Here is a 24,103-nt window from a genome sequence, read left to right as displayed (position 1 = left end):
ATGTCTGAGATTAAAGTTCCTTTTTTTAAGCCCTCTTTTGATGATGAAGAAAAAAAGGCCGTCTGCGATGTGATAGACTCAGGCTGGCTCACGACGGGCAAAGTTACCCATGATTTTGAATGTGAGTTCGCTTCTTTTGTGGGCTCAAAGCACGCGCTGGCGGTAAATTCAAACACCAGCGGAATGATTCTCGCCATGGAAGCCTGCGGAGTAAAGGCAGGAAAGGCCGTAATCACCACGCCCTACACTTTCGTCTCTACGGCGACAAGCGCAGTTCACCTTGGAGGAGATGTTTTTTTTGCCGACATCGAAAAGGATTCTTACTCAATCGATCCTGTTAAAATCGAAGAAATCCTAAAAAAAGACAGTGAGCATAAGATTTGCGCCATCGTGCCGGTTCACATCGCTGGAAATCTCTGCGACATGGAAAGAATCTGCGCCCTGGCAAAAAAATATTCTACTCCCCAAAACAAAATTTATGTGATTGAGGATGCGGCTCATTCCTTCCCCAGTAAGACCAGCCGCGGCTATGCGGGAACTTTGGGCGACATAGGTGTATTCAGTTTTTACGCAACGAAGACCATGACCACGGGCGAAGGCGGCATGATTACCACCGATGACGATGCCCTTGCAAAAAGAATGAGCCAGATGCGCCTCCACGGAATGAACAGGGACGCATGGGACCGCTACACGAACCCCAAGGCCAGCTGGGAATATGACATCATCGCGCCGGGCTTTAAGTCAAATCTGCCTGACATACTTTCAGCCATTGGCAGGGTTCAGCTTAAAAAAGCCGTCTCTTTTGACGAAAAACGCAAAAAAATCGTAAAAATTTACAATCAGGCTTTCAAAGACCTTGATTTCGTGATTCTACCGCCGGACGGTGAGGGAAACGCATGGCATCTTTACCTGCTCCACTTAGACTCATCAAAACTGGACTGCGACCGCAACGCCTTCGCCAAGGAACTCCAGGAGCAGGGAATCGGAATTTCCATGCACTTTATCGCCATTTTCAATTTCACTTACTGGCAGGAAAAATACCCTGACTTTAGGGCAGAAAATTTCCCCAACGCGGACGAGCACTCAAAAAACACGATTACCCTTCCCCTCTTCCCGGACATGAGCGAGGAGCAGGCTCAAATCGTCATCAAGGCTGTGAAAGAGGCGGGAGAAAAACACCATGTGCGCTAGGCGGAAAGTTTCCGACAAAAAAAAATTTCTCTTCTCTGATGATTTTTATTCGGATTTACCTGCAAACGATATGATTCATGCGGTCATCGTGAGGAGTCCTTTTTCTTACGGGAAGGTCACCTCAATCGATTTTGCGCCCAAAACAAAAATTCCAGAAGGCTATGAACTTTTCACTTACAAAGACATTCCTGGAAAAACTCAGGTAAATATTCTTGGAAAGGACATTCCTATTCTTTGCACTGGGACAATTGCCTACAAAGGAGAACCTCTTGCGCTTCTTGTCGGTGAGAAGAAGGAAGTTCTCGAAGAATTAAAATCTTCTATTAAAGTTCAGCTCGATAAAACAGAAATCAAGGCAAACGAATCTAAATTCAGCAATGCATATAATTCACTTTCTGTCTCACTCAAAGACGGCTCGCCCATTGAAGAAAGCCTAACATCCCTCAAAAAATCCCTTGAAGATTTTTCGAAACCAAAGGAAATAATCGCAAAACGAAAGGTCTCAATCGGAAATACAGAAGAAATTTTCGCAGACGAGGAAAAAGCTGCATTTATCGTTGAGGGAACTTGGAAGAGCCAGATTCCCTATTATGCCAATAAAGAGACAGAAGGAGCCGTCGCTCAAATAAAGGGAGGAAATCTTTACATTTCAACACCAAGCCAGTGGGTTGAGCAGACTGTCAGCACGGTGGAACAAGTTACGGCTTTTTCAAAAGACAAGATTTTCCTTACAAAAACAAAAAGTTTCGGAGAGACAACGGCTTGTCTATATCAAAACGGAATTCTCGCTTCATTGGCCGCCTTTGCCGCAGTAAAAACAGGAAAAGCCGTCAGACTTTCACTTTCCCGAACAGAACAAGAAGAAAATATCGAACGGGCAAGCGACATTTCTATCTCCCACAAAACAGCTCTCGATAAAAACGGTTTACTCACGGCAATGGAAGTTTCAATTTGCTACGACTCAGGCGCATACAATCCCTTTGCATCCTACATTCTCGACAGACTTTCACTCGCCGCTTGTGGAATTTACAACTGTAAAAATGTAAAAATCAGCGCAAAAGCCTACAAGAGCCATAATCCGCCCTCGTCGCAAATCATTTCCATGCTGGACTCTCAGGCATTTTTTGCCGTCGAAAACCAAATTCAAAAAATCGCTGAGATTACAGGATTTTCTCCAGTGGACTTACGGCAGATGAACAAAGCCGGAGGAATGCAAAAGCACACGGAGCCATTTACATTCTCATTCGGTCGTTCCAGCGATGCAATAAATGCGGTAGTTATTAGAAGTGATTTCAAACGAAAATACACGGTTTCACGGCTTGCAGAATATGGCCGTAATGAAGGCAGCGATAATTTGCCTTACGCTCCGCCCTTCAGAGGAATTGCCCTTGCCTGCGCTTTTGAGGGAAGCGGCTATTTCGGCACAGAGTTTGAAAAATCAAACATATCGATGCATCTTTCCGTAACAGAAGACAAAAAAATTCTCGTTCATGCCCTTCCGCCAAGTCTTTCAATCAAGGAAATTTGGACAAAAATCATTCAAGACTCGATTGAAATTGAAAAAAGGAACATTCTCTTTACGGGAGAAGCGGCAGAAGAATTGTCAAAAAAGAAAATTACGACAAGCTCACTGCCAGAGTCACTTGTTGGAGATGTAAGTATAAAAAGCATCCTCTTGCAAAAATGCGTGGATTCCCTAAAACGAAAAAAAATTGACGGCACGCCGTTTTCTATAAAAAAATCCCTGCCCCTTTCTCGAAAAAAAGCATGGAATCAGGCAGAATTTTCAGGCACTCCCTTTTACAATACAGCATTCGGAACCTGTACGGTTGAAGTAGAACTTGACGCCTGCACTTTCCGTGAAAAAATCCGAAAAATCTGCGTAATTATCGACGGCGGAAAAATTCTACACCCGAAAGCTGCCGAAAACATCGTACACAGGGCAATTTCTCGCTGTCTTTCTTCCCTTGTAAAAGACGAATCCCTTCGCTGCCCTTCAATCAGCGTACAATTCACCCAATCAGAAGAAGAACCAAAGCAAATCGGCGGACTCATCTACTCTATTCTTCCAGCCGCTTATGCTTCTGCGCTCTCACAGGCAATTGCTATCAGCGTAAACGAAATGCCTCTAAAAACTGATTCACTTTATGAAATCAGGGAAAGATACGAAAACTCTCGAAGACATGTTACAGGGGACGCTCAATGAAAATTCCAGTGCTTTTGAACAGTGAAAAAAAGATTCTCGACGCACAGCCAGATGAAATGCTGAGCGTTGTGCTCCGACGGGAAGGCTATATCTCAATCAAGGAAGGCTGCGGCAAAGGAAAATGCGGCTCTTGTACCGTTCTCTTAGATGACAGACCTGTTCCCAGTTGCATAATCCCCGTAGGAATCGTGAGGAATGCCTCAATCGACACTTTGGAATTTTTTATACTTACAAAAGAAGCTGATGACATCGTAGCAGGATTTAAGCAGGCAGGAATGAACATGTGCGGCTTCTGCAACAGCGCACGGATTTTTTCAACTTATGCCCTTCTCAAAAAAGTATACAGACCAACACAAGAAGATTTGGAACATGTAGCTGACTGCATAGAATGCAACTGCACAGACAAAAAGACATTTATGAACGGAATCGTGTACGCAACAGCAAACAAGCACGAGCGGGAAGGAAGGCGAAATGGCAACCTCTAAGACTTTTTTTTATGCGAAAAATCTCGCCGATGTATTCTATCAACTCAAAACGATTTCAGATTTGACGATTACAGGCGGCTGTACCTCTTTTGTGGGGAAATCTCTACCCGAAAAAACACTTTCTGTCAGGGATATTCCTGAACTAAAAATTATCGACAAACATGAGCGATATATCGACTTTGGCACTGCCGTTACTTTGGCCGAAATTGAAGAATTGGGTGAGGCAAATCTTCCTCCATGTTTGTACAAGGCAATCACGACAGTCGCTAATCCAAATGTGCGCTCCCTTGCAACATTGGGCGGCAACATCTGCGGGAAAGAATTTTTCAACACACTCTATGCCCCCCTTTTAGCTTTGGATGCCAGGCTTGAATTTCAAAACGGAAACGAAGCAATTTTTCAGAATATAAGCCGCTTTGAAAAGATTCCAGAGGGCATGCTTTTATCAAAAATTCGGCTTCCCACTGAAGAATGGGAAGTTGCGCTTTTCAGACGGCTCGGCCCCTCAAATTCTTTGAATGAGCTTTCAGCGAGCTTTGTATTTCTGGCGAATTCACAAAAAAATCAGATTTCAGACTTACGGATTTCAATGGCAGGAAGCTTTAAATTTAGGGATACGAACCTTGAAAACAAACTGATTGGAGCCCATTTGCCGCTTTCACAGACAGCAATTTCAAATTTCTTGCTTGAAGCCGAAGAATCATTCAATAACACGACAAAAGACGAAAAAATTGCCCCCATTTTAAAGAGGCAATTCTGGAATCTGATAAAATACTCCCTGGAGCAACTTACTTAATCAGCATACAGTCGCCATAAGAGAAAAAGTGATATTTTTGCTCCACGGCTTTCTGGTAAGCATTAAGAATATGTTCCCTGCCGGCAAATGCTGAGACCAGCATAATCAGGGTGCTTTCAGGCGTGTGGAAATTCGTGAACATCTGGTTGACGCACTTGAATTTGTAACCCGGATACATGAAGATATGGGTCGCGCTTGAGCCACCCTTTACGAAACCATTTTCATCGCTGGCAGATTCCAAGGTGCGGACGGAAGTTGTTCCCACGGCAAGAATCGGGCGGCCTGCTTTTTTTGCCGCATTGATTTTTTCGGCCACATCAAAGGGAATGGTGTAGACTTCCTCGTGCATTTTGTGCTCTTCGATATTCTCAGTGCGGACAGGCAAAAAAGTTCCCAAGCCCACATGAAGGGTCACAAATACCCGCTCAATGCCCTTTGCGTCAAGGCGGCGGAACATTTCTTCGGTGAAGTGAAGGCCCGCCGTCGGGCAGGCAGAGCTTCCCGTTTCCTTGGCGTAGACTGTCTGGTAGCGCTCTGAGTCCGTGTCATCGTCTTCACGGCGGATGTAAGGGGGAAGAGGAATGTGACCGTTGCGGCCAAACCAGTCATCATCAAGGCGGGAATCAAACTCAATGGTGCGGAATTCGCTTCCCTCGTCGTTTTCATGGGCGATGATTCTTCCGATTGAGCCGTCGGTAAACCGGTACTTGTTCCCGGCTTTTACTTTTTTTGCCCCTTTAACCATGGTGTGCCAGAGATTTCCTTCAGGCGTCATCTGATTGAGGAACATGAACTCGCGTTCTCTTCCTGAGACGCGCTCACGCCCCCCCTGTCCTTCAATTTCAGAAATTTTGATTCCGTAACAGCGGCTGCGGCGGACTTTTGAGTTATTGAAGACCATAAGGGTGTCAGGCGAAATCAAATCAGGCAAATCATCCATGGAAAGATGCTGAACTTCCCCAGATTCCCGATTTAAAAGCATGAGCCTGTCCTGACCGCGGATTCCGCTGGGCTTTTGCGCTATGAGTTCTTCTGGTAAGTCAAAGTAAAAGTCAGAGAGTTTCATTTAATTTTTACACCTTGAACTGGTCAATCTGCGCACCGATGTCGGAAATTGAATCGCTCATTTTGCCAGCGATTCCGCTCAGGGCAGAGCCAGTCTCGTTAATTTTTCTTGCACCGATTGCCATTTCTTCCATGCTCTGAGCCATAGACATCGATGCGTTCTGCAAGAGCTGGACTTCTTTGAGAATCATCTTGTTGCCCTCTTCCATTTCGGCAGAGGCATTGCGAACCTCAATCGTGCTGTCGTTCATATTGTGAAGGGCATCGGTAATCTGCTGGCTTCCTTCGTTCTGCTCTTCCATTGCGGCCTTAATCTGCATGACAAGGGCATCGGTTTCTTCAAGTTTGCGGGAAACACTCTCAAAGGCAAGGGCTGACTCGCCGGAAGCCGAAACGACTTCGTTGATTGATTCCTTGATGCTGGAAAGCTGGTCTCCGATTGTCTTTGACTGAGCCGTTGATGTCTCGGAAAGCTTACGGATTTCATCTGCGACGACAGCAAAGCCCTTTCCTGCCTCGCCCGCATGAGCCGCCTCGATTGCCGCGTTCATGGCAAGGAGATTTGTTTGAGAAGCGATTGCGGCAATGGCAACATTCGCCTCCTGCAGCATGTTCGACTGGCTTTCAATTTCGTTAATCCGGTCGTTCACGGCCTTCTGTTTTGTGATTCCAGACTGTGAATCAGCCCTCAATTCGTTGAATGAACGGGCCATTTTTTCCATTGAGCCGTTTACCGAAGAAATATTTCCAATCATCTCTTCGACAGCCGCGCTTGCCTGGGTGACGCCGTTTGACTGGCTCTCAATCATGCGCTCAAGGCTTTCGATATTTGAGGCAATCTCGTTGACAGCTCCTGCCGTCTGGCTGACCGACTGATTCTGTCCGTCAATCTGCCTCTTCATGCTGTCTATATTGGCGATAATCTCTGTGATGGAGCTGGCAGTGTCATCCACGCTGGCGCTCATGTCAGAGCCGACGCTGCCCAAAGTGCTGTTGGAATTCTTGACGCTGGAAATAATATTCTGAAGCTTTTCAGTGAATTTATTGAAGCCTTTGACCACATTGCCGATTTCGTCATTTGAAGTGACGGTAATTCGCTTGGTGAGGTCGGCGTTTCCGCTGGCAATATCGGTGATGGAAACTTCCACGGATTTAAGAGGCTTGAGGCTGATTGAAATAATCACCGCGCTCAAAATTGTGGCAATAGCAAGGACAATTCCGAGAACGACCAGCATTGAAACCGACATTTTGGTAATTGCGCCGAAATACTCAGAATGAGGAGCCATACAGAAAACAGCCCAGTCACAGGATTCGCCCACAGGTCTGTAAGAAGCCACCATGATTTTTTTGCGCCATGGCTCATAGAAAGACTTGTAGGTGACATTCCCGGACATGGCATCAAGGATAGCCTCTTTCATTGCTCCAGAAGTGGAATCTTTGAGAACCTGCCCCTTCTCCACATACTGGACATCGGAATCAGCAACAGTTTTTCCAGTCTTCATGTTGATTACGAAAGGATGACTGTCTTTTCCCACATAAATTTCTTTACAAAGGTCAGAAAGTGTCTCGCCGTGGAAGACAGCGCAGATAACGCCGATGACTTTTGAACGGCTGGGATTGTAAACCGGAACTGAATAGAACATGAGGAGCTTGTTGTTCACAGGGCTAATCGTAGGGTCAGAAACAAAATGCTCTCCTGCCATAGCCTTTTTAAAATACTCGCGGTCAGAAAAGTTGATTTTTACGCCGTCTCCAGTGATGCCTGTTCCTGTCTCGTCATAAAAGGCAATATTCTCGTAGTGGGCGTCAGTTTTTGTGGCACCGAAGACGATAGCCGTTTTTTCCTCGATGGAAATGCCCGGATCCTGAATGACAGACATGTTGGCAAGGACATCAAGCATGTGGAATTCCCGCTCGTTCGTCTGCTCAATTTGTGCTGCGACCTTTTCGGCCACGGTAGTGACCGTCTTTTCCACAGATTCTTCAAGACCTGCTTTTGACATGGAATATGCCATAAAGCCAAGAATGCCGTTTGAAGCAAAGACGATTAAAATAAGCAAAAGCATGAGTTTAGCCTTGAGACTGTTCAATTTCATAAAAACTCCTGATGAAAAAATTAAAGCCACTTTCTATTTTAGACCTAGAAGTCAAATAAAGCAACCAGAGATTTTGGAGATTTTAGAGATTTCTAGTCAAACAAGGAAGGCTGACTTCCGCTATCTTTTGTCTTGTAATCCAGCCCCAGATGCTCATACGCCTTAGCCGTGACGATTCTGCCCCTGGGTGTGCGCTGAATAAGGCCGCACTGAATCAAATAAGGCTCGTAATAGTCTTCTAAAGTGTCCTGTGCTTCGCCGATGGAAATTGCCAGGGTTTCCGCCCCCACTGGCCCGCCGCCGAAATTCTTGATAATCGAAAGAAGAATTTCCCGGTCATAATGCTCTAAGCCCAGGGAGTCAATCTGGAGTTTTTTAAGACCGTCCTGAGTTATTTTAAGAGTGATTCTGCCGTCACCGTAGAACTGGGCGAAATCCCTCATACGGCGGAGAACCCGGTTCGCCACGCGGGGAGTTCCCCGGCTGCTTTTTGCCATCAAGAGGGCGGCATCGTCATCGATTTTTGTGTTAAGGATAGCCGCGCTGCGCTTTATAATAGAAGCAAGTTCTTCATGAGTGTAAAAATTAAATCGCTGGATAATACCGAATCGGGTCTGGAGTGGCTTTGAGACCATGCCGGCCTTTGTCGTTGCCCCAACCAGAGTGAATTTTGGAATCGGGATGCGCACTGTGCGGGCCGCCGCTCCCTGACCGATAACCCAGTCAAGCTCAAAGTCTTCCATGGCGATGTAAAGCATTTCCTCGATGGCGGGCTTTAATCGGTGAATCTCGTCGATGAAGAAAACCGTTCCCGGAGAAATTGTTGAGAGAATGCCCGCCAGATCCTTGGGCTTATCAAGGGCAGGAGCCGAAGTAACTTTAAAATCCGCTCCCAGCTCGTGGGCGGTGATTTCGGCCAGGGTAGTTTTTCCCAAGCCCGGAGGCCCGATTAAAAAGAGATGATCCAGCGGCTCCCGGCGTTCCCTGGCGGCCTGAATGAAAACCGAAAGATTTTCTTTTATTTCTTTTTGACCCAAAAACTCGTCCAGCATTTTCGGACGAAGGGAACCGTCGGCACTGTCGTCGTCAGAAGGAAGCTCAGCGCGGACGATGTTAAGATTTGAAGAATCCGCACGGACAATGTTCAAGCTCCCCGCCGCCTGCTCCGCGATTTGAGAAAATTCGTTTATGTCAGAATCAAAATCTTTTTTCATAAAAATCTTTTTTTAAATTCCTCACGGAGAGCACAGAGGGCACAGAGTGTTTTTAGAAGTTTATTTTCCTTAAGTCATAACACTCTCTGTGTACTCCTTAGCTCTGTGAGGAATTTATTTTTACTGTGCCAATGCCACAATCGCCTTTCGGAAGAGAATTTCTTCCTTTGCGTCGCGGGTTTTGTCCTTAAAGGCCACTTCTCCGTTTTGCGGCTTCTCCTTGTTCAGTTCATCAACCAGCTTTGAGATGCACTCTTCCACATCCCGCTTGTCGTAGCCCATGTTGCTCAGGGCAGAGACCACATCAGCGTATTCTCCGCCACGGTTGACCACCACTTTGACACCCGGTAAATCCTCGTCCAAAGTGAGTTTTCCTTTGAGGGCAAGAAGCATTTTTTGCGCCGTTTTTTTGCCCAGCCCCGGAATTTTCTCAAGGGCGGCCAGGTCTCCGCTTTCAAGGCTTTGAATCAGCTGGTCCCGCTGGATTGAGCTCATGATTTTTATGGCGGATTTTGGCCCCACTCCGTCAACCTTGTTCAAATCAAAAAACAAATCCCGGTCTTTTACAGATGCGAAGCCGAAAAGATTCATGGCAGAATCAGTGTGCTGCAGCCATGTAAAAACACGGGCCTCTTCCCCCAGCTTTGGCAAATCATCCAGCGTGGTGTCGGGAACAATGATGTCCCACTCGATGCCGTTGTTTTCGAGAAAAAGCTTTTGAGGGAATTTGCCGGTAATGGTGCCGGTAAGTGAATTGAACATAAAAAAGATTATATCAAAATGCAGAGAAAAATAAAACTACAAAAAAAATGACTCCCGGTCGTAAAAACGGCTTATCGGGACCTCAGGCTCGCCTGCTACATGCGTTTTGTGCTTGTAATTATATACATTTGCCGCTTACGCGGCAGCACAAAACGAATGTCCCCGTAAGCCGTTTTACTCCCTCGCGCCATTTCCAGCTTTCAATTTTCAGCTTTCAATTTTCAGCTTTCAACTTTCAGTTTTCAACTTACTTGATTTTTCTAACGAAAGAATCTTTGAATCCGTAATCTTTGAATTTCTCACTGATAGCACCGTATTCATCGATATTTAAAGGACCAACCATAATCTGATAGCTGGTTTTTGCCGCATTCTGAACAAGAACAACAGGATACTTTGACGAATATTTGTCAACGAAATTCTTGATATTGTCTTTGTTTCCTAAAGATGCGACCTGCACATAGTAGCTTCCGCTTCGCAAGTTATTGACAGAAGGAACCACATAATTTGTCCAGTCATTTGAAACCACCGGCTTGGACTCGGCGACGACAGGAATAATTTCCTCTTCGACAGGGCTTGTTTCTTCAGCCACAAGATTTTCGCTCTCCACTGCCTCCGCTTCTTCTGCAAGTGGCGGGTTTGGATCGGCAGGAACAAGGATTATTGGTTGATATTCATCAACAGCTTCTTCAACTGGCTCAGCTTCCGCTTCTGGCTCAACCATCACAACGGCAGGCTCGGCTTCAATTCCATCAGGCAGAACTTCTTCCTCAAGCGGAATTTCTTCAGCAACGACAGGGGTTTCTTCTGGTACTTCAGCAACGACAGAGGTTTCTTCTGGTACTTCAGCAACAGGCTCAGCCTTTTCTTCAACAACTTCTTCGTAATCTGCTTCTTCTCCAGGAATAACGACGACTCTCTGTTTCTTCTCTCCATTGGGAAGCGGTGGAAGAATTTCATAAACGGTTTCAGGCTCAACTTCCTCTTCTGTATAAGATTCTTCCTCAGGATAAGCCTTTACAAATTCTTCAGGAAGGGCTTTCTCCTCTACAAGAGTTTCTTCATCAACAAAAGTTTTCTCCTCTACGGCAGGTTTTTCTTCAGCAATAACTCTTTCCTCCAAGACAGGCTCAACAGTCTCGGCAACAGGCTTTTCTTCTTCAGCAGGATATTCAGTATATACTGGTGCTGGAACAACCGCTTCTTCAAGTTCCTCTTCTGCCTCAGGCTCTTGCGGACTTACAGGCTGGACACTTTTCTCATAAGGAATTTCAGTTTTTTCAGACTCTGATTTTTCAGTCTCTGCTACAAAAGAGGCAGGTTTTTCTTCAATTTCTTCTCTTTCCTCATCAAGGGAAATATCTTCAACAACTGAACCTTCACTTAAAACAGCAGAACCGTTCGCATTTTCATCAAGGCTGCCAGAGCGTTTTGTGAGTTTTACCTGAACATTTGAATTAGCTTTTATTCGCAGTTCATCAGCCGCTTCAGGAGAAAGGAGAATTGCAACCCCTTCACTGGGATCAATAGCACCGAGAATCAGAACATCTACAGTGCTTCCTGTGGCCGGGTTCGTCACAGTCACGCTGTCTCCAGGCAGATAGCCTACCGTTCGGGCAAAAAGTCCACGAGGCATAGTTCCACTATCAGCAACTACCGCACGACCATCAAGAGAAGGACGCGCCGCGGCATAAAGCGTAGCGACAGTAAAAATCGTAAGAATAAAAAAAGTAATTTTTTTCATAGTTCCCCTCATTCCCAATTATCTTGTTCGCATCTGAGTGTTGATTTGATATGCGATGTAACCCGCAAACTGGCTCAGTCCCATTTCATTATTTGTTTTTTCAGTAGCTTTTTCAGGCTTTGCGCTTCCCTCAAAAAGCTGGATTCCCGTAGATACGGCATAAGCCTTCCACTGAACTTTTTTAATATTATCAAGCAGGAAAGCCTCAGGATTTGAAGAATCGCTGGTGTTGTAAAAAAGCTCGACGCGCACAAGGACATCCATTCCGCCTTCAAGATTTTCTCTCAATGATGCTTTGAGCGCACCACGGTTTTTTTCATCAGTATCAGAAATCCATATTGGCGAGCTTGAAACGATGTCTCCGGCATCAAAGAAATAATCAGTGATATTCTGCTCAAAAAGATACGAAGTCGCCCAAATTTTATCCTGCCCAGGATTATTCTGGATAATCTGAATCGAAAGAGACTTTGCGAAAGCCCCTGACGCGCAGAAAAAAGCGAATGTAGTCAAAAGAAATGTTTTTACCCACCTTTTCATAAAACCCCAACAGATTTTTTTCTCTGTCTTTATGAATATCGGAATCTGAGAAAAGAAGTTTAGGGAAATGAAAATCTTAGAATTGAAAGTATTCGGGAAGTTCTATTTCAAAAGTGCGTTTTTTGCCTTCGCCGCATGGAATCGTGAGTTTTGAAGAACATAATAGAAGATTTTTGATTTTCAGCGTTTTTTTTGCGATTTTGTTCAGCTTGAATTTTCCGTGCTTGTCGTCGCCGCAGATGGGAGAAGCCACGCTCGCCAGATGGATTCGGATTTGGTGCATCCGGCCAGTTCCCAGCTTGAGGTGGATTTTTGAAAATGTGAGGGGAATGAGCTTAGAGGCAATTTCTTCGGGATTTTCAGAAAAGACCGGGACTTCCCTCGTAAAGACTTCTTCAACGGTAAAATTAGTGACAGCGCTTTGTTCCCGCTCATTTTTTCCGTTTTTTCTGACCACGGAGCCTGAAATCGTGCCGGATTTTACTTTCTTTCCATTAATAAGGGGCTCGTTGAAGCAGATTGCAGTGTATTCTTTCTGGACTTGCTTTGAGGCGATAAGGTCAATCCATTTTGAGGCGGCTTTGGGATTTTTCGCTATGACCATAAGTCCGCAAGTTTCTTTGTCCAGACGGTGAACGAGATGAACTTTAAAGCCTGCCTGCTTTGAAAACTCTTCGTCCAGCGGATGGCTGATCCCCTCGCCCCCCTGCACGGCCACTCCCGCCGGCTTGTTTATCACAAAAATCTCATCGTCTTCAAAAAGAACAGGAATCTCACGCATAGGATAATAGTAGCGGAAAGAGTTTTAATGAGCAATGAGGAATGAAAAATGAGAAATTAAAATTGATAATTGCTCATTCCTAATTTATAATTCTTGTATGCGAAAAATTTTCTTTTTAATCTGTGGATTTTTTCTTTCACTTTCGGCTTTTTCTGAAATCATCACTTCTGAGAAGTTTAATTACTCCATCGATTTTCCTGAAGGCTATCAAATCGAAGACATGGAGCAGGACGAAACAACCGTTATTTTTAAGAACAAGTATCTTGATGCCCACGCACTGATTAAGGTCTGGGAAAATTCAAAATTTTCTTCCTCAATGGATGCAATCAAAGACACGCTTTCCCGCGTAAAGGCATCTTCCGACTTTTCTGAATGTGTTTGGCGCAGACAGAAATGCACTATCGCTTCTTTTGAAAGCCCCCTCTTGCTCCCGGACGGAGCGGCTCAGGGCTGGGCGGCTTGCATTCCCCTTCCTCAAAAGAAAGGCTATCTTACGATTCTTTCTTATGCGCCCAAAACTGTCTACGATGATTTGGCTCAGGTCTTGATTTCCCTTTTGGACTCAGTTTTGATTGACGCAGGCTCTTTCCGTGAGCCGGGCTTGATTACTTCGGCATTTTATCCGCGAAAAAGCCCCAAACAGATTTCCCTTACGATTGACTCCAAAAAAATCCCGACTCAAATTGACTCCGTTGACGCGGAGGCAAGTCAATTCGTTATCGACCGGGAATTTGCTGTCTTTTCTTTCTACGCTTCAAATAATCTGCCCGAAATGTTCGACGCATGGATCCGCTTTTACCGCCTTTTAGCCCGTGACTCAATGGAAAGAGTCAAAAAAGTCTCCTTCGACATTTACACGGTCTTAAAAGACGAATGTGAGAAAAAGGACGCCCAAAATCCTGACGCAGTCCTTTCCCAGCTTCTCTTGAACTGGGCGCAGGATTTCAATTACGAGCGAAAATCTTCCAGCTACGACAAGGCGGACATCGAAAGCATCCCCGCCATTCTCGAAGGCGGCTCCAGCGACTGTGACGGCCGCTCCCTCCTGCTCATGTGCATCCTGAAAAACTGTTCGATTGACAGCTGCATGTTCATCTCAGCCCAGTACAGCCACGCCCTTCTGGGAGTCTATTTTCCCGATAAGCAGGGACAGACTATCAAAGTTGATGACGGTCTTGCAGGAAAGGAATATCTCGTAGGCGAGACCACGGCAAAAGATCTCACCCTGGGCATGATGCCGGCCAGCATGACCGACAGAAAGAACTGGATGGCAGTGGAATTGCCGTAAAAAACTCTTCCCCAAACTTTCGATTTGTGATATAGTCTTTTCTACAAATCGGGCTATAGCGCAGCTGGTTAGCGTGCTTGTCTGGGGGGCAAGAGGTCTCGGATTCGAATTCCGATAGCCCGACTTAAAGCAGATTTCATATTGAAGTCTGCTTTTTTTTTTGCTATATTTATAGAACTATGTTAGACAAAGTTTTATCCGTAATTTTCGGCTCTCAGAACGAGCGCGATGTTAAAAAGTTAATTCCAATCGTAAAGGCTGTAAACGACAAAGAAGAATGGGCAAAATCCCTTGCCCCAGAGGATTTTCCAAAACAAACGCAAATTTTTAAGGAGCGTCTTTCAAAGGGCGAGACTCTTGACGATATTCTGCCGGAGGCATTCGCCCTCTGCCGTGAGGCGGCTTTCCGTGTCCGTGGCGAGCGGGCTTATGACGTCCAGCTCATGGGCTCAATCAACTTGCATCAGGGAAAAATCACCGAAATGAAGACAGGTGAAGGCAAAACCCTGGTTGCCGTCGCCCCGGCCTACCTCAACTCCTTAAGCGGGCTTGGCGTTCATGTCGTTACCGTAAACGATTACCTTGCCGAGCGCGACGCTGCCACCATGCGGCCTGTTTTCTCTTATCTTGGCGTTACGGTAGGAACAATTCTGTCTAACATGGACAATGCTGTCCGAAAAGAAAACTACAACTGCGACATCACTTACGGAACCAATAACGAATTCGGCTTTGACTACCTGCGCGACAACATGCAGATTGAGCTTTCACGAAAAGTCCAGCGTGGCTTCAACTATTGTATCGTTGACGAAATCGACTCTATCTTGATTGATGAGGCCCGAACTCCGCTCATTATTTCTGGAGCGGGCGAGGACGATACTTTCAAATTCTACGAGGTCGATAAATATGTCGATTTGTTTGAGGAAGCCGAAAAAGACCCGAAAACAGACGACTACTACGATGAAGTTGATATGACTCCCGAAGAGCGGGCTGCCCTCAAAGGCGACTATAAAATCGATGAAAAATCAAAGCGGGTTTCTTTCACTGACAAGGGCATGAACAAAATCGACTCAATCCTGCATCAGCACAATCTGATTGCTCCTGAGTCAACGGTTTTTGACGAAGAAAACTTTGAGTATGTCCACTACTTCACTCAGGCAATCCGCGCCCACAAGCTCTACAATAAAGATGACGAATATGTGGTGCGTGACGGAAAGGTTGAAATCGTCGATGAATTCACAGGCCGTATCCTTGAAGGCCGCCGCTATTCAGACGGTCTTCACCAGGCAATCGAGGCAAAAGAGCATGTAAAAATCGCCCAGAGAAACCGCACTATGGCGACAGTCACTTTCCAGAATTTCTTCCGAATGTACACAAAGCTTTCGGGCATGACCGGTACGGCGGCAACCGAGGCGGTTGAGTTCCAGAAAATCTATAAGCTTGACACTGTGGTGATTCCTACAAACCTTCCTGTAGCCCGCGTTGACGAGCAGGACGAAGTTTACCTCAACGAAGAGGACAAATGGAACGCCATCGTAAAGGAAATCCGCGAGGCTCACACTAAAGGACAGCCTGTTCTGGTGGGTACTGTTTCTGTCGAAAAATCTGAGCATCTTTCAGCCCTCCTTACCCGAAACGGAATCAAGCACGAGGTCTTGAACGCGAAGAACCATGCCCGCGAGGCTCTGATTATCGCTGAGGCAGGAGCTAAAGGAGCTGTCACAGTCGCAACAAACATGGCAGGCCGAGGTACAGACATTAAGCTTGGCGGAAGCTATGAGCAGCGGGCATTGAGCAAGGTGGGAACAGATGCAAGTCCTGAAGAATATCAGAAAGCGGTCAAGGCCGAAAAGGAAAAATGGCTCAAAGACTACGAGGAAGTAAAATCTTTGGGCGGCTTATATGTTATCGGTTCAGAGAGGCACGAATCACGACGAATCGACAACCAGCTTCGCGGTCGTTCTGGACGACAGGGTGACCCCGGACGCTCAAAATTCTTCATCTCAATGGACGATGACCTTATGCGTCTTTTCGGCGGCGAGCGGATGAAGAACATCATGACCCGAATCGGAATGGAGCCTGGCGAGCCGATTTATCACCCTTGGCTTACGAAGGGAATCGAAAAGGCTCAGAAAAAGGTCGAAGAGCGAAACTTTGAAATCCGAAAGAATTTGATTGACTACGACGATGTCTTGAACGAGCAGCGTGAATTCATTTACAAGCAGAGGGATTCAATCCTTGAAGACGAGAATTTGAGCGAGCGAATCATGACCACAGCCAAGGATTACCTTGACGAATGGTTCTTTGAATACGAAAAACAGGGAAAGAAGAGCGCACAGGCTCAGAAAGAGCTTGCCGAAAACATCAAGAACAACTTCGGCGTAATGCTGCCACCAGAAATGCTTGAAGAGCAAAAGGTTCTTTCCCTTTTGCAGAACGACATCACCGAAAAGGAAACTCTTGTCGGACACGAGCAGTTCAATATGTTCATCCGCTACCAGTACATTCAGGCAATCGACAGAAAATGGCTGGATCAGCTGGAATATCTGGACGGCTTACGGGAAGCAGTCCACCTGCGAGGCTACGGCCAGCACAATCCTCTCACCGAATACAAAATCGACGGTTTCAACCAGTTCGACGCCATGATTGAAAAAATCCGCATCGAAATTGCAGGAAGAGTCTTTAAAGTCAGGATTCAGATTAACCCGGCTCCTCAAGCCCCCCGTCAGGCAATGCAGGGAACAGCCCAGCACTCAGAAGCCCAGAGCATGAGCGATCAGGCACGGGGAGCTCAGATGGCACGCAATGCTCAGGCTGCGGCAGGCCGCACAATGGCAGGAGCCAGCACAGGCCAGAGCGTCACCGTAGTGAGAAGCGGTCCGAAAATCGGCCGCAACGATCCCTGCCCATGTGGAAGCGGTAAAAAATATAAAAACTGTCACGGACGCTAGACCGGGACAGTTTTCGTAAATCTAATGCGACCTACGGGAGCATTTTCCTTGCATGGTAGATAAAATTTAGACGCGGATTCACGCAGATACAAATCTTTCAAGTCTGCCTGCATCCGCGTTTTATTTTTGGGAGCAATTTATGTGGATTCTGAAAGACTTTATCAACGACAATATAGTTCCGCTTTTACCCTGGGCTTTACTTTTCTTAGCACTGGTAATTTTCTGCGCAGAGTTTGTCTGGACTGACCGGAAACTTCTTTCGGAACGGCAAAAAGAAGTCGTTAAGTCTTTCTTTGCCTGTGCCCTGACCGGCTTTGTTACGGTCTACTGGGCGCACAGGATTCTTCCGCCTGCAAAAGAGCCGATTCTCATAGCATGCATCATTCTTCCAGTCCTTATTTTCTTCAATAATAATTTCCTCAAAAAACATGTCATCCCCAGAGACTGGCAGGTGGTTTTGTACATTTCCCTCGTCTTTATGCCTCTCGCCGTAAAAAGCCCTTCTCTTTTGGTGACTGGCTGTGCCCTTGACTGTCTTCTCTACATGATTGCAAACCTGCGCTCTTCTTCAAAAAAGCTGGATAAAACCGTAAAGCAGGTCGATACAAAAAAAATCAAAAAATCAAAGACTCTCTACGGCGGAATTATCTTGCTTTCTTTCGCACTCGCCGTCCTCCTCACCTGTGCCTATCAAAGGCGGGCGCCCATTACCTTTATTTCGGCCATTGTCCTTTCGGCGATTGAGGCGGCTTCTTTTGTAATCTGGCACATAGCCAACGACAAGGAGAGAATTCACTACTTCACGGCCTTTGAAATTCTCTTTATGTTTGCCCCCTTCTTGTATAATCCCTTTGAGCATTTCTGGATTGGTATGGCAGTCATCATCGCTACCCTTCCCTGGAACGAATATTTTTCGGACATTCTTACGAAGAAATACAAAAAAGATAAATTCTTTCTCTTTTCTCTTGGACTTGAAATTCTCTCCCTCTCCCTTTCAGTGGGAATCATCTGCGCAAACTTTTTCTACACAGCCCTTCCCATTTATGCGATTCTGCTTGTAAACCTTGCGTCAATTATTGCACTTGCACTTTTCTATATTCTTTTTGGAACAGAAAATTACTGGGTCTACACGCTTCTGACTCTTGCCCTTGTTTTTATATCGCTTTTCTCAAGCCCCTTCGGTGAATTTTGGATTCTAGCGGCTACTCTCTGCCTTCTTCTTCCGCTGATTATTGCCGCCTTCCGGGAACATCACTGGCTTTTGATTACAGCTTTGGCCGCCCTCATGCTGGCCGTGGCATGGCTTTGTATCATGGTGCTTACAGGTCAGATGGATTTCGGCGAGATTTTCTCTCATGTGCATATTTTCGGCGCAATAACAGGAAAAGGCATGATTCAGGAAGACATTATTCCTTATGCCGTTAAACTCGGCCTTCTGCCTTCTCTCTGCATCGCTCTTCCCCTTATTACAGAGTTGGTTTTAGGCACGCTTATTTTGATAAAGAAGATACGAGGAAAGTAATCTCGTTCATAACACGCTTTTTATCGGTCGTCCAGTCTGGCGCGATAAGCGTCTTTTTAGGCGGGTCACCTGTAAGTCTGTGAATCACGCAATTTTCAGGCAGCAGGGGAAGCGTTTTTTTAAGAAGCGAAAAATATTCTTCTTTTTTAAGCGGCGTGTATTCACCATTCTCATACATTTGGGCAAGTCGGGTATTTTTCACAATATAAAGCGAAGTGATTTTGATTCCGAAAAAATCAGCAAAATTCTTCACGGAGTTTTGGAGCCCACAGAGAGTTTTGTCCACAGATTCGCACAGATTTTCACAGATTTTGTAATCATTAGTATTTACAACAAAATTCACGCTTTCAAGCATATCCGCCTCGCTTTCTCCGGGGAGGCCGAAAATCAAATGAGTCACTATGTGGATATTGGGATTTGCCGCCCTGATTCTCCTTACCGCGTCTGAATAGTCCTCATTGCTGTAGCATCTGTTAATCAGCCTTCCTGTCGCTTCGTTTGAAGTCTGTAAGCCAAGCTCAATCTGAACGAAATGATTTTTTGAAATCTCCGAGATTTTAGAAAGGATTTCTTCGCTTAGACAGTCCGGCCGGGTGGCGATTGCAAGTCCTGCCACATCCTCACATTCAAGGGCCTCCTTGTATTTTTTCGCAAAGATTTCTGCGTCTCCGTAAGTGGAAGTGAAATTCTGAAAATAGGCGATGTATTTTCCCCTGCGATTTCCGCTCCGTCCCTTCATTTTCGCTTCCACCCGCTTCTTTGCCTGCTCCACCTGCTCTTTTACAGAAAGATTTCTTTCAGCCGCAAAATCTCCGCTCCCGCTCTCGGAGCAGAAAATGCAGCCGCCATAGCCCTTTGTGCCATCACGATTTGGGCAGGTGCAACCCGCATCCAAAGAAAGTTTGTAAGTCTTACAGGAGAAAACAGATTCATAAAATTGCGAGAGAGCGAGCATGGAGACAGTATAGCAGAAAATAAAAAAAGGAGTCAGGAAGATTCAATTCCTAACTCCTCATTTCTAATTGCTAATTAGCCTATCGTTTGAGCGAAAGAACAGTCTCAAGCAATGTATCTGCTGTCTGGATTGTCTTTGCGTTTGACTGGAAACCACGCTGGGTGACAATCATGTCAGTAAACTGCTCTGTAAGGTCAACGTTTGACATTTCCAATGCACCTGCGAGGAAGGTACCACCACCTGCGATTCCGGCCGCATTGATTTTTGCCTCGCCAGAGTTGTTACTCTTTACATAAGTATTGTCACCGGCCTTTTCAAGACCATTCTGGTTAGCGAATGTTGCCATTGCCAGCTGACCGATTGTGCGGTTAGTGCCGTTTGAGTAAACGCCAGTGATTGAACCTGTTGAGTCAATCTTGAAGTTCTCAAGATAGCCCAATGTGTAGCCGTCCTGATAGAAGGCTTTTGTTGAGCTTGCTGAAGCACTCTGGGTTACGGTGTTAATCATGCTTCCGATTGTACCCAAGTTGATGTTCATTGTCTGTCGGTATGGGTTTCCGTCAGCGTCAGGGTTTGAATCCGGGACAGTGTATGAAGCCTGAAGGATGATTTCTCCGTCAGGATTTGAGTTATTTCCTGCTGAGTCAGTGACTGCGGCAAGAGTTCCGTTGTTGTCGAAAGAGACAGTGAAGGTGTTCTCAACTCCGTCAGTTGTTCCCAAGCCGACTCGTGTCTGTGTAAAGTCAGCATTATCCGGGTCAATCTGAACTGTAGCTGTCCACTGATTTGGGTTTCCCCGAACGCGAGTGAAGTTTACGTTCAAAAGGTGCTCATTACCGAATGAATCATAGATTTTGAATTCTGTGTTCCAAGTTCCTTTTGCCACATCTGCTTCTGTTGGATTCTCAGGGATTTCCGGTGTATTTTTGTTCAAGTTACATGCAAAGTTGATGTTCTGTGTTGCTTTTGCCGGGTCTTTTGAACCAACAGGAATTACCAAGTCTGTAGGGGTAGCGGCAGTCTGAACGACCATTTCTCCGTTCAGTTCGCGGGCCATCCAACCCTGAACCCGCATTCCGTTTGCAGGATTTACGAGAGTTCCGTTCTGGTCAAGAGAGAAAGCACCCGCACGAGTATAGTATGATTTCTCGCCGTTTTTCTCGATGAAGAAACCGTTACCCTGAATCGCAACATCAGTTGAAATACCTGTTGACTGCAAGTTTCCCTGAGTGAAAACAGTGTCGATTGCGGCGACTGTCATGCCGAGGCCGACTTCTTTCGGGTTAACGCCGCCTTTTTCCTCAGTCGGTTTTGAAGCGCCTGCAAGCTGCTGGCTGATCATGTCCTGAAAATTAACACGGCCCCGTTTGAAACCTGTTGTGTTTACGTTGGCAATGTTGTTGCCGATTACATCCATTCGTGTCTGATGATTCTGCAAGCCAGAAACGCCAGAATAAAGTGATCTCATCATATCGCTACCCTCTTTTTTTATTAGAAGCCGTATACAGCCTTGATTTTATTCATATCGTAGAACATACCGTTCACTTGTACCTGTGGGGTGTTACCTCGTGTGGCAGCCTCAACGACACCAGTCGTGCTCTGATCTGCGCCCAAGTCAATCTGGACAGTGCGACCAAGCATACTCTGAGCCTCGCTGGAATTAATCATCGCGGCCATTTTCTCGAAGTTGTTGCTCATGTTCGTCATCTGCTCAAGAGATGTGAACTGCGCCATTTGGGCGATGAATTCAGTGTTTTCCATCGGACTTGTCGGATCCTGATTCGTCATCTGAGCCATCAAGAGCTTCAAAAAGTCGTCTTTTCCCAATTCTCGGCTTGCGATTCTGCCTTCTCGGAGTTCAAAGTCAAGTTTTTTGTTGTAGCCGTTTACTACATTGTCAACCTTGAACTTTTCCTGTGCGCTCATCGTTGTATTGATGTTCGTTGCAGTCATTTCCATTTTTTTACCCCACATGTAGCGGTGTCGCTACATTTCAAATATCGGCATCAGATTTACTGACTTTAGCCAATTATGCCACGATATTTATGGCATAGCTTCCTTCTGAAGAAGATTCCGTCATCTCGCCAGAGGCAAGAGCGTCTGCCGTGACGAATTCGCCGTAACTCTTATGAGCAAGAATTCCAGGATTCTGCTGATTCTGCCCCTGCTCGCCAGACTGGGCGAAGCCCTGCTGATTCTGATTGTTTGAGAAATTCAGGTCAAAGCTGCCAGTCTCAAATCCGCTCTCGGTGAAGGCCTGTTTGAGCGAGGAAATGCTCTCCCGGAAAGCGTCCATGGCTTCTTTTGTCTGCACCGTAATCTGAGCTGAAAGATTTTTATCGTCAAGGTTAAGAGAAATTTTTACATTTCCCAAGCCTTCCGGCCTCAAAATCAAGTTGATTGTTCCCTGATTATTGTCTTTAAGAACGATATTTCCGGCTTTTACGAAATCAGGCGCATTTTCCTGAACCGCATTTGAAAGCATGGCCTGGAAATCAGAGCCTGCCGCTCCAGCCGCCTGTGACGAAGAAGAAGTGATATTCTCCTGGGCTTTTGCGGCAAGTTCCATAGTCATCTGAACATTATTTTCGTTCTGCTGTTGCATTGAGAGAGTGATTTCTTTCTTCTCTGCCGCTTTCTGGACGATTTTTGATGAATCTACCTTTGCAGAATTATCTTCAAAAAGACGGTGAGTTCTTAAATCATGGACAGAGAGTTTGGCTCCGCTTTTCTTTTCGTTTGAATCTTTATTTGAGGCAATTTTTTTGTCAGAATCTAAAGCCAGCTCACTTTTTACCGCCCCCCTTTGGATTTGGTCGGCATTCTCCGAAAGTGCGTCAAGGAAAAGCCGTGGATCAGAAACGGCAAGATTCTGCGCGCTCTCAAGCTTTTCTTCTTCAGACTCGCTTCCCGGAATAAATTCCGCAGCCGCATCAATGAGAGCAGAAAAATCCTCGTTGGAAATCTCCTCGCTTTCATCAATTTTTGAAGAAGACAAAAGCCATGCAAGAGTTTTATCATCGATTTTAGAATCTTTTAGATTTTCAGAGTCTAAACCAGCGACTTTTTCTGATTTTTCATCAATTCCGCTGAGTTTTTTTTCATTTTGAATCTGATTCAATCTAACGACAATAAAATTTTCTTCAGGAAACCCCTTATCCGCTGAGTCTTCTTCCGCAACTTCGGCTTTCTCATTTTCTGAAGAAGATTTTTTTGCAATTTTTTCAGATTTTTCTTTTTCCGGATTTCTCTTGTCTGCGAGTTTTTCTTCTGGCTGAGTTTTTTCACCATTCTCATCTTTTGCGACTTTTTCTGCATCGCGCTCGCTTATTTTCTCCGCAGATTTTTCATTTTCCGTATTTTTCACATCACGAGAATCAAGCTGTGCACTGCGCAAAAAATCAACAAACGACGATTTTTCTCTCTCCTGAGTCTGAGCCGGAGCAATTTGAGATAAATCACTTTGTGCCGTTTGAGTCTTTACTTGAGAAATTGAAAGGATGTTCATGGAAACCTCCACATTTTAGATGACTTCTCTTTTATCATCGGATTTTTTTAGTGAAGGTTAAGTTTTTTTTAATCGAGACTTTCTGGTTTATTTGCCATTTTTCGCTGGATTGTCGCGGCTCTTTCTGCAGGCATGTTCATAAGCCAAACCGAAGACAAAGATGTTTGTTTATTTGCGGCAGCCATTTCGTCAGCCTTGCGGAGAATATCGATAATATCCTGATCGTCATGAGAAAGAAGCTCTTCAACAGCCGTTTTTGGAGGCATACTGTTCAAATAAGACGCAATTGTTTCTATATTAGTGTTTCTGTCATCGTATTTTTTGACCTGATTATTGAAAGTCTTTTCCCGCTCGTCCTGTGATTTTTTGCGGTCTTCAAGTTCCTTGGCGATTGCTTCGTTCTGTTCCTCGACTTTTTTAATGTCGCCTTCCCGCTTGTCCAGCTCCTGAGTGCGGATATCCAAAGCCTCAATTCTTTTTGCAAAGCGGTCTTCGTCTAAATCTGCGTCCAGAGGCTTAGAATTTGTTGAAGTGAGAGAAGTCTGCGGAGCAAGTCCCACGAGTTTGTAGGCAGGCGCAAAAATCTTCTTTGCATGAATTACGCCCAAATAATCGAACCACAAAAGTCCGCCCAAAACAAGAATAATGATTAAGATAAGAAGAAAAATTGTTTTACCGATTCCACCGTTTCCACGAGCCATTTTTATCCCCTCAGAAAAAAGAACTTCGCTTTTATTATCGGTATTATATCACAAAAGTTAAGTTTGTGATATAATGCAAGGCGATGATTAACTACTGGATTCAGGAAGACAATCAGTTTGTCAAAAGCAGCAAAGAAGAACTTTCTCAATTTGAAGCAGGTCGCCGCGTTTGGATTGACGCCCGCCGTGTTTCCCAGCAGGAACTTTCCGAACTGCAATCTGAATTCAATCTTGACCCGGAGCTTTTAATGGATGTAATGGATCAGGACGAGCTTTCCCGAATCGAAAACTGGGACGATTTTGCCCT

19 protein-coding genes, 1 tRNA gene and 1 pseudogene are annotated in these 24,103 nt (G+C 45.4%); 9 read left to right on the top strand and 12 right to left on the bottom strand.

Annotated features, from left to right (window positions below):
• Genes B2089_RS01465 through B2089_RS01450 form a run of 4 tightly spaced genes read left to right on the top strand, consistent with a single transcriptional unit; the run spans nucleotide 1 to nucleotide 4,678 of the window.
• A complete protein-coding gene (locus B2089_RS01465) occupies nucleotides 1-1,191 on the top strand; it encodes a DegT/DnrJ/EryC1/StrS family aminotransferase (RefSeq protein WP_296326451.1) in 1,191 nt (396 codons plus the stop codon).
• Nucleotides 1,181-3,397, top strand: coding sequence for a xanthine dehydrogenase family protein molybdopterin-binding subunit (locus B2089_RS01460; protein WP_296326454.1), 2,217 nt, complete (start codon nucleotides 1,181-1,183; stop codon nucleotides 3,395-3,397). Before B2089_RS01465 ends, B2089_RS01460 begins: the two co-directional genes overlap by 11 nt.
• Nucleotides 3,394-3,882: a (2Fe-2S)-binding protein gene (locus B2089_RS01455; RefSeq protein WP_296326457.1), complete on the top strand. Its 489-nt coding sequence runs from the start codon at nucleotides 3,394-3,396 to the stop codon at nucleotides 3,880-3,882. The genes B2089_RS01460 and B2089_RS01455 overlap by 4 nt, the downstream gene beginning before the upstream one ends.
• Nucleotides 3,869-4,678 carry an FAD binding domain-containing protein gene (locus B2089_RS01450; RefSeq protein ID WP_296326459.1) on the top strand — a complete coding sequence of 270 codons (810 nt, stop codon included), beginning with the start codon at nucleotides 3,869-3,871 and terminating at the stop codon, nucleotides 4,676-4,678. Before B2089_RS01455 ends, B2089_RS01450 begins: the two co-directional genes overlap by 14 nt.
• Here the strand turns inward: B2089_RS01450 and queA are convergent.
• The 7 genes from queA to B2089_RS01415 form a co-directional block, all read right to left on the bottom strand.
• Nucleotides 4,671-5,744, bottom strand: a complete 1,074-nt coding sequence (gene queA / locus B2089_RS01445) for a tRNA preQ1(34) S-adenosylmethionine ribosyltransferase-isomerase QueA (RefSeq protein ID WP_296326462.1) — start codon at nucleotides 5,742-5,744, stop codon at nucleotides 4,671-4,673. The two genes, B2089_RS01450 and queA, sit on opposite strands and share 8 nt — an antisense overlap.
• Nucleotides 5,745-5,751: 7 nt before the next feature.
• Entirely contained in the window at nucleotides 5,752-7,839 is a 2,088-nt protein-coding gene (locus tag B2089_RS01440) for a methyl-accepting chemotaxis protein (protein ID WP_296326465.1), read from the bottom strand.
• Nucleotides 7,840-7,931: 92 nt separating this feature from the next.
• Nucleotides 7,932-9,053 (bottom strand): Holliday junction branch migration DNA helicase RuvB, encoded by a 1,122-nt coding sequence (ruvB, locus tag B2089_RS01435; RefSeq protein WP_296326476.1) that lies wholly within the window; start codon nucleotides 9,051-9,053, stop codon nucleotides 7,932-7,934.
• 120 nt (nucleotides 9,054-9,173) lie between these two features.
• A complete protein-coding gene (gene ruvA / locus B2089_RS01430) occupies nucleotides 9,174-9,815 on the bottom strand; it encodes a Holliday junction branch migration protein RuvA (RefSeq protein ID WP_296326478.1) in 642 nt (213 codons plus the stop codon).
• A gap of 247 nt (nucleotides 9,816-10,062) precedes the next feature.
• Nucleotides 10,063-11,556, bottom strand: a complete 1,494-nt coding sequence (locus tag B2089_RS01425; protein ID WP_296326480.1) for an SPOR domain-containing protein — start codon at nucleotides 11,554-11,556, stop codon at nucleotides 10,063-10,065.
• A gap of 18 nt (nucleotides 11,557-11,574) precedes the next feature.
• Entirely contained in the window at nucleotides 11,575-12,093 is a 519-nt protein-coding gene (locus tag B2089_RS01420) for a hypothetical protein (protein ID WP_296326481.1), read from the bottom strand.
• Between the two features lie 76 nt (nucleotides 12,094-12,169).
• Entirely contained in the window at nucleotides 12,170-12,874 is a 705-nt protein-coding gene (locus B2089_RS01415) for an RluA family pseudouridine synthase (protein WP_296326484.1), read from the bottom strand.
• 97 nt (nucleotides 12,875-12,971) lie between these two features.
• On the opposite strand from B2089_RS01415, the gene B2089_RS01410 reads away from it, so the two are divergent.
• The 4 genes from B2089_RS01410 to B2089_RS01395 all read left to right on the top strand — a co-directional run bounded on the left by B2089_RS01410 (nucleotide 12,972) and on the right by B2089_RS01395 (nucleotide 18,632).
• The gene (locus B2089_RS01410; protein WP_296326486.1) at nucleotides 12,972-14,162 is read left to right on the top strand and encodes a hypothetical protein; all 1,191 of its coding nucleotides are present in this window, start codon (nucleotides 12,972-12,974) and stop codon (nucleotides 14,160-14,162) included.
• 49 nt (nucleotides 14,163-14,211) lie between these two features.
• Nucleotides 14,212-14,285, top strand: a tRNA-Pro gene (locus B2089_RS01405).
• A gap of 56 nt (nucleotides 14,286-14,341) precedes the next feature.
• On the top strand, nucleotides 14,342-17,110 hold the full coding sequence (gene secA, locus B2089_RS01400) for a preprotein translocase subunit SecA (protein ID WP_296326489.1): 2,769 nt from the start codon (nucleotides 14,342-14,344) through the stop codon (nucleotides 17,108-17,110).
• A gap of 139 nt (nucleotides 17,111-17,249) precedes the next feature.
• The gene (locus tag B2089_RS01395; protein ID WP_296326492.1) at nucleotides 17,250-18,632 is read left to right on the top strand and encodes a hypothetical protein; all 1,383 of its coding nucleotides are present in this window, start codon (nucleotides 17,250-17,252) and stop codon (nucleotides 18,630-18,632) included.
• Here B2089_RS01395 and B2089_RS01390 read toward each other — a convergent pair.
• The 5 genes from B2089_RS01390 to B2089_RS01370 form a co-directional block, all read right to left on the bottom strand.
• Complete coding sequence (locus B2089_RS01390; protein ID WP_296326496.1) at nucleotides 18,601-19,587, bottom strand: TIGR01212 family radical SAM protein; 987 nt, start codon at nucleotides 19,585-19,587, stop codon at nucleotides 18,601-18,603. The genes B2089_RS01395 and B2089_RS01390 overlap by 32 nt on opposite strands.
• Nucleotides 19,588-19,666: 79 nt before the next feature.
• Nucleotides 19,667-21,058: a flagellar hook protein FlgE gene (gene flgE / locus B2089_RS01385; RefSeq protein ID WP_296326499.1), complete on the bottom strand. Its 1,392-nt coding sequence runs from the start codon at nucleotides 21,056-21,058 to the stop codon at nucleotides 19,667-19,669.
• A gap of 20 nt (nucleotides 21,059-21,078) precedes the next feature.
• Entirely contained in the window at nucleotides 21,079-21,546 is a 468-nt protein-coding gene (flgD, locus tag B2089_RS01380; protein WP_296326503.1) for a flagellar hook assembly protein FlgD, read from the bottom strand.
• 70 nt (nucleotides 21,547-21,616) lie between these two features.
• Nucleotides 21,617-23,095, bottom strand: a complete 1,479-nt coding sequence (locus B2089_RS01375; protein ID WP_296326506.1) for a flagellar hook-length control protein FliK — start codon at nucleotides 23,093-23,095, stop codon at nucleotides 21,617-21,619.
• A 68-nt stretch (nucleotides 23,096-23,163) separates the two neighbouring features.
• Nucleotides 23,164-23,796, bottom strand: a complete 633-nt coding sequence (locus B2089_RS01370; RefSeq protein ID WP_296326508.1) for a periplasmic-type flagellar collar protein FlbB — start codon at nucleotides 23,794-23,796, stop codon at nucleotides 23,164-23,166.
• Nucleotides 23,797-23,879: 83 nt separating this feature from the next.
• Here B2089_RS01370 and B2089_RS01365 point away from each other — a divergent pair.
• A pseudogene (locus B2089_RS01365) lies at nucleotides 23,880-24,103 on the top strand (magnesium transporter CorA family protein); the annotation flags it as partial.

It is taken from the genome of Treponema sp. UBA3813 (assembly GCA_002368605.1).
Lineage (GTDB): Bacteria > Spirochaetota > Spirochaetia > Treponematales > Treponemataceae > Treponema_D.
This window is presented reverse-complemented; position numbering and strand designations above follow the sequence as displayed.

Coding starts and splice junctions, on each gene's coding strand:
- B2089_RS01465 (WP_296326451.1), top strand. CDS start 1: ATGTCTGAGATTAAAGTTCCTTTTTTTAAGCCCTCTTTTGATGATGAA.
- B2089_RS01460 (WP_296326454.1), top strand. CDS start 1,181: ATGTGCGCTAGGCGGAAAGTTTCCGACAAAAAAAAATTTCTCTTCTCT.
- B2089_RS01455 (WP_296326457.1), top strand. CDS start 3,394: ATGAAAATTCCAGTGCTTTTGAACAGTGAAAAAAAGATTCTCGACGCA.
- B2089_RS01450 (WP_296326459.1), top strand. CDS start 3,869: ATGGCAACCTCTAAGACTTTTTTTTATGCGAAAAATCTCGCCGATGTA.
- queA (WP_296326462.1), bottom strand. CDS start 5,744: ATGAAACTCTCTGACTTTTACTTTGACTTACCAGAAGAACTCATAGCG.
- B2089_RS01440 (WP_296326465.1), bottom strand. CDS start 7,839: ATGAAATTGAACAGTCTCAAGGCTAAACTCATGCTTTTGCTTATTTTA.
- ruvB (WP_296326476.1), bottom strand. CDS start 9,053: ATGAAAAAAGATTTTGATTCTGACATAAACGAATTTTCTCAAATCGCG.
- ruvA (WP_296326478.1), bottom strand. CDS start 9,815: ATGTTCAATTCACTTACCGGCACCATTACCGGCAAATTCCCTCAAAAG.
- B2089_RS01425 (WP_296326480.1), bottom strand. CDS start 11,556: ATGAAAAAAATTACTTTTTTTATTCTTACGATTTTTACTGTCGCTACG.
- B2089_RS01420 (WP_296326481.1), bottom strand. CDS start 12,093: ATGAAAAGGTGGGTAAAAACATTTCTTTTGACTACATTCGCTTTTTTC.
- B2089_RS01415 (WP_296326484.1), bottom strand. CDS start 12,874: ATGCGTGAGATTCCTGTTCTTTTTGAAGACGATGAGATTTTTGTGATA.
- B2089_RS01410 (WP_296326486.1), top strand. CDS start 12,972: ATGCGAAAAATTTTCTTTTTAATCTGTGGATTTTTTCTTTCACTTTCG.
- secA (WP_296326489.1), top strand. CDS start 14,342: ATGTTAGACAAAGTTTTATCCGTAATTTTCGGCTCTCAGAACGAGCGC.
- B2089_RS01395 (WP_296326492.1), top strand. CDS start 17,250: ATGTGGATTCTGAAAGACTTTATCAACGACAATATAGTTCCGCTTTTA.
- B2089_RS01390 (WP_296326496.1), bottom strand. CDS start 19,587: ATGCTCGCTCTCTCGCAATTTTATGAATCTGTTTTCTCCTGTAAGACT.
- flgE (WP_296326499.1), bottom strand. CDS start 21,058: ATGATGAGATCACTTTATTCTGGCGTTTCTGGCTTGCAGAATCATCAG.
- flgD (WP_296326503.1), bottom strand. CDS start 21,546: ATGGAAATGACTGCAACGAACATCAATACAACGATGAGCGCACAGGAA.
- B2089_RS01375 (WP_296326506.1), bottom strand. CDS start 23,095: ATGAACATCCTTTCAATTTCTCAAGTAAAGACTCAAACGGCACAAAGT.
- B2089_RS01370 (WP_296326508.1), bottom strand. CDS start 23,796: ATGGCTCGTGGAAACGGTGGAATCGGTAAAACAATTTTTCTTCTTATC.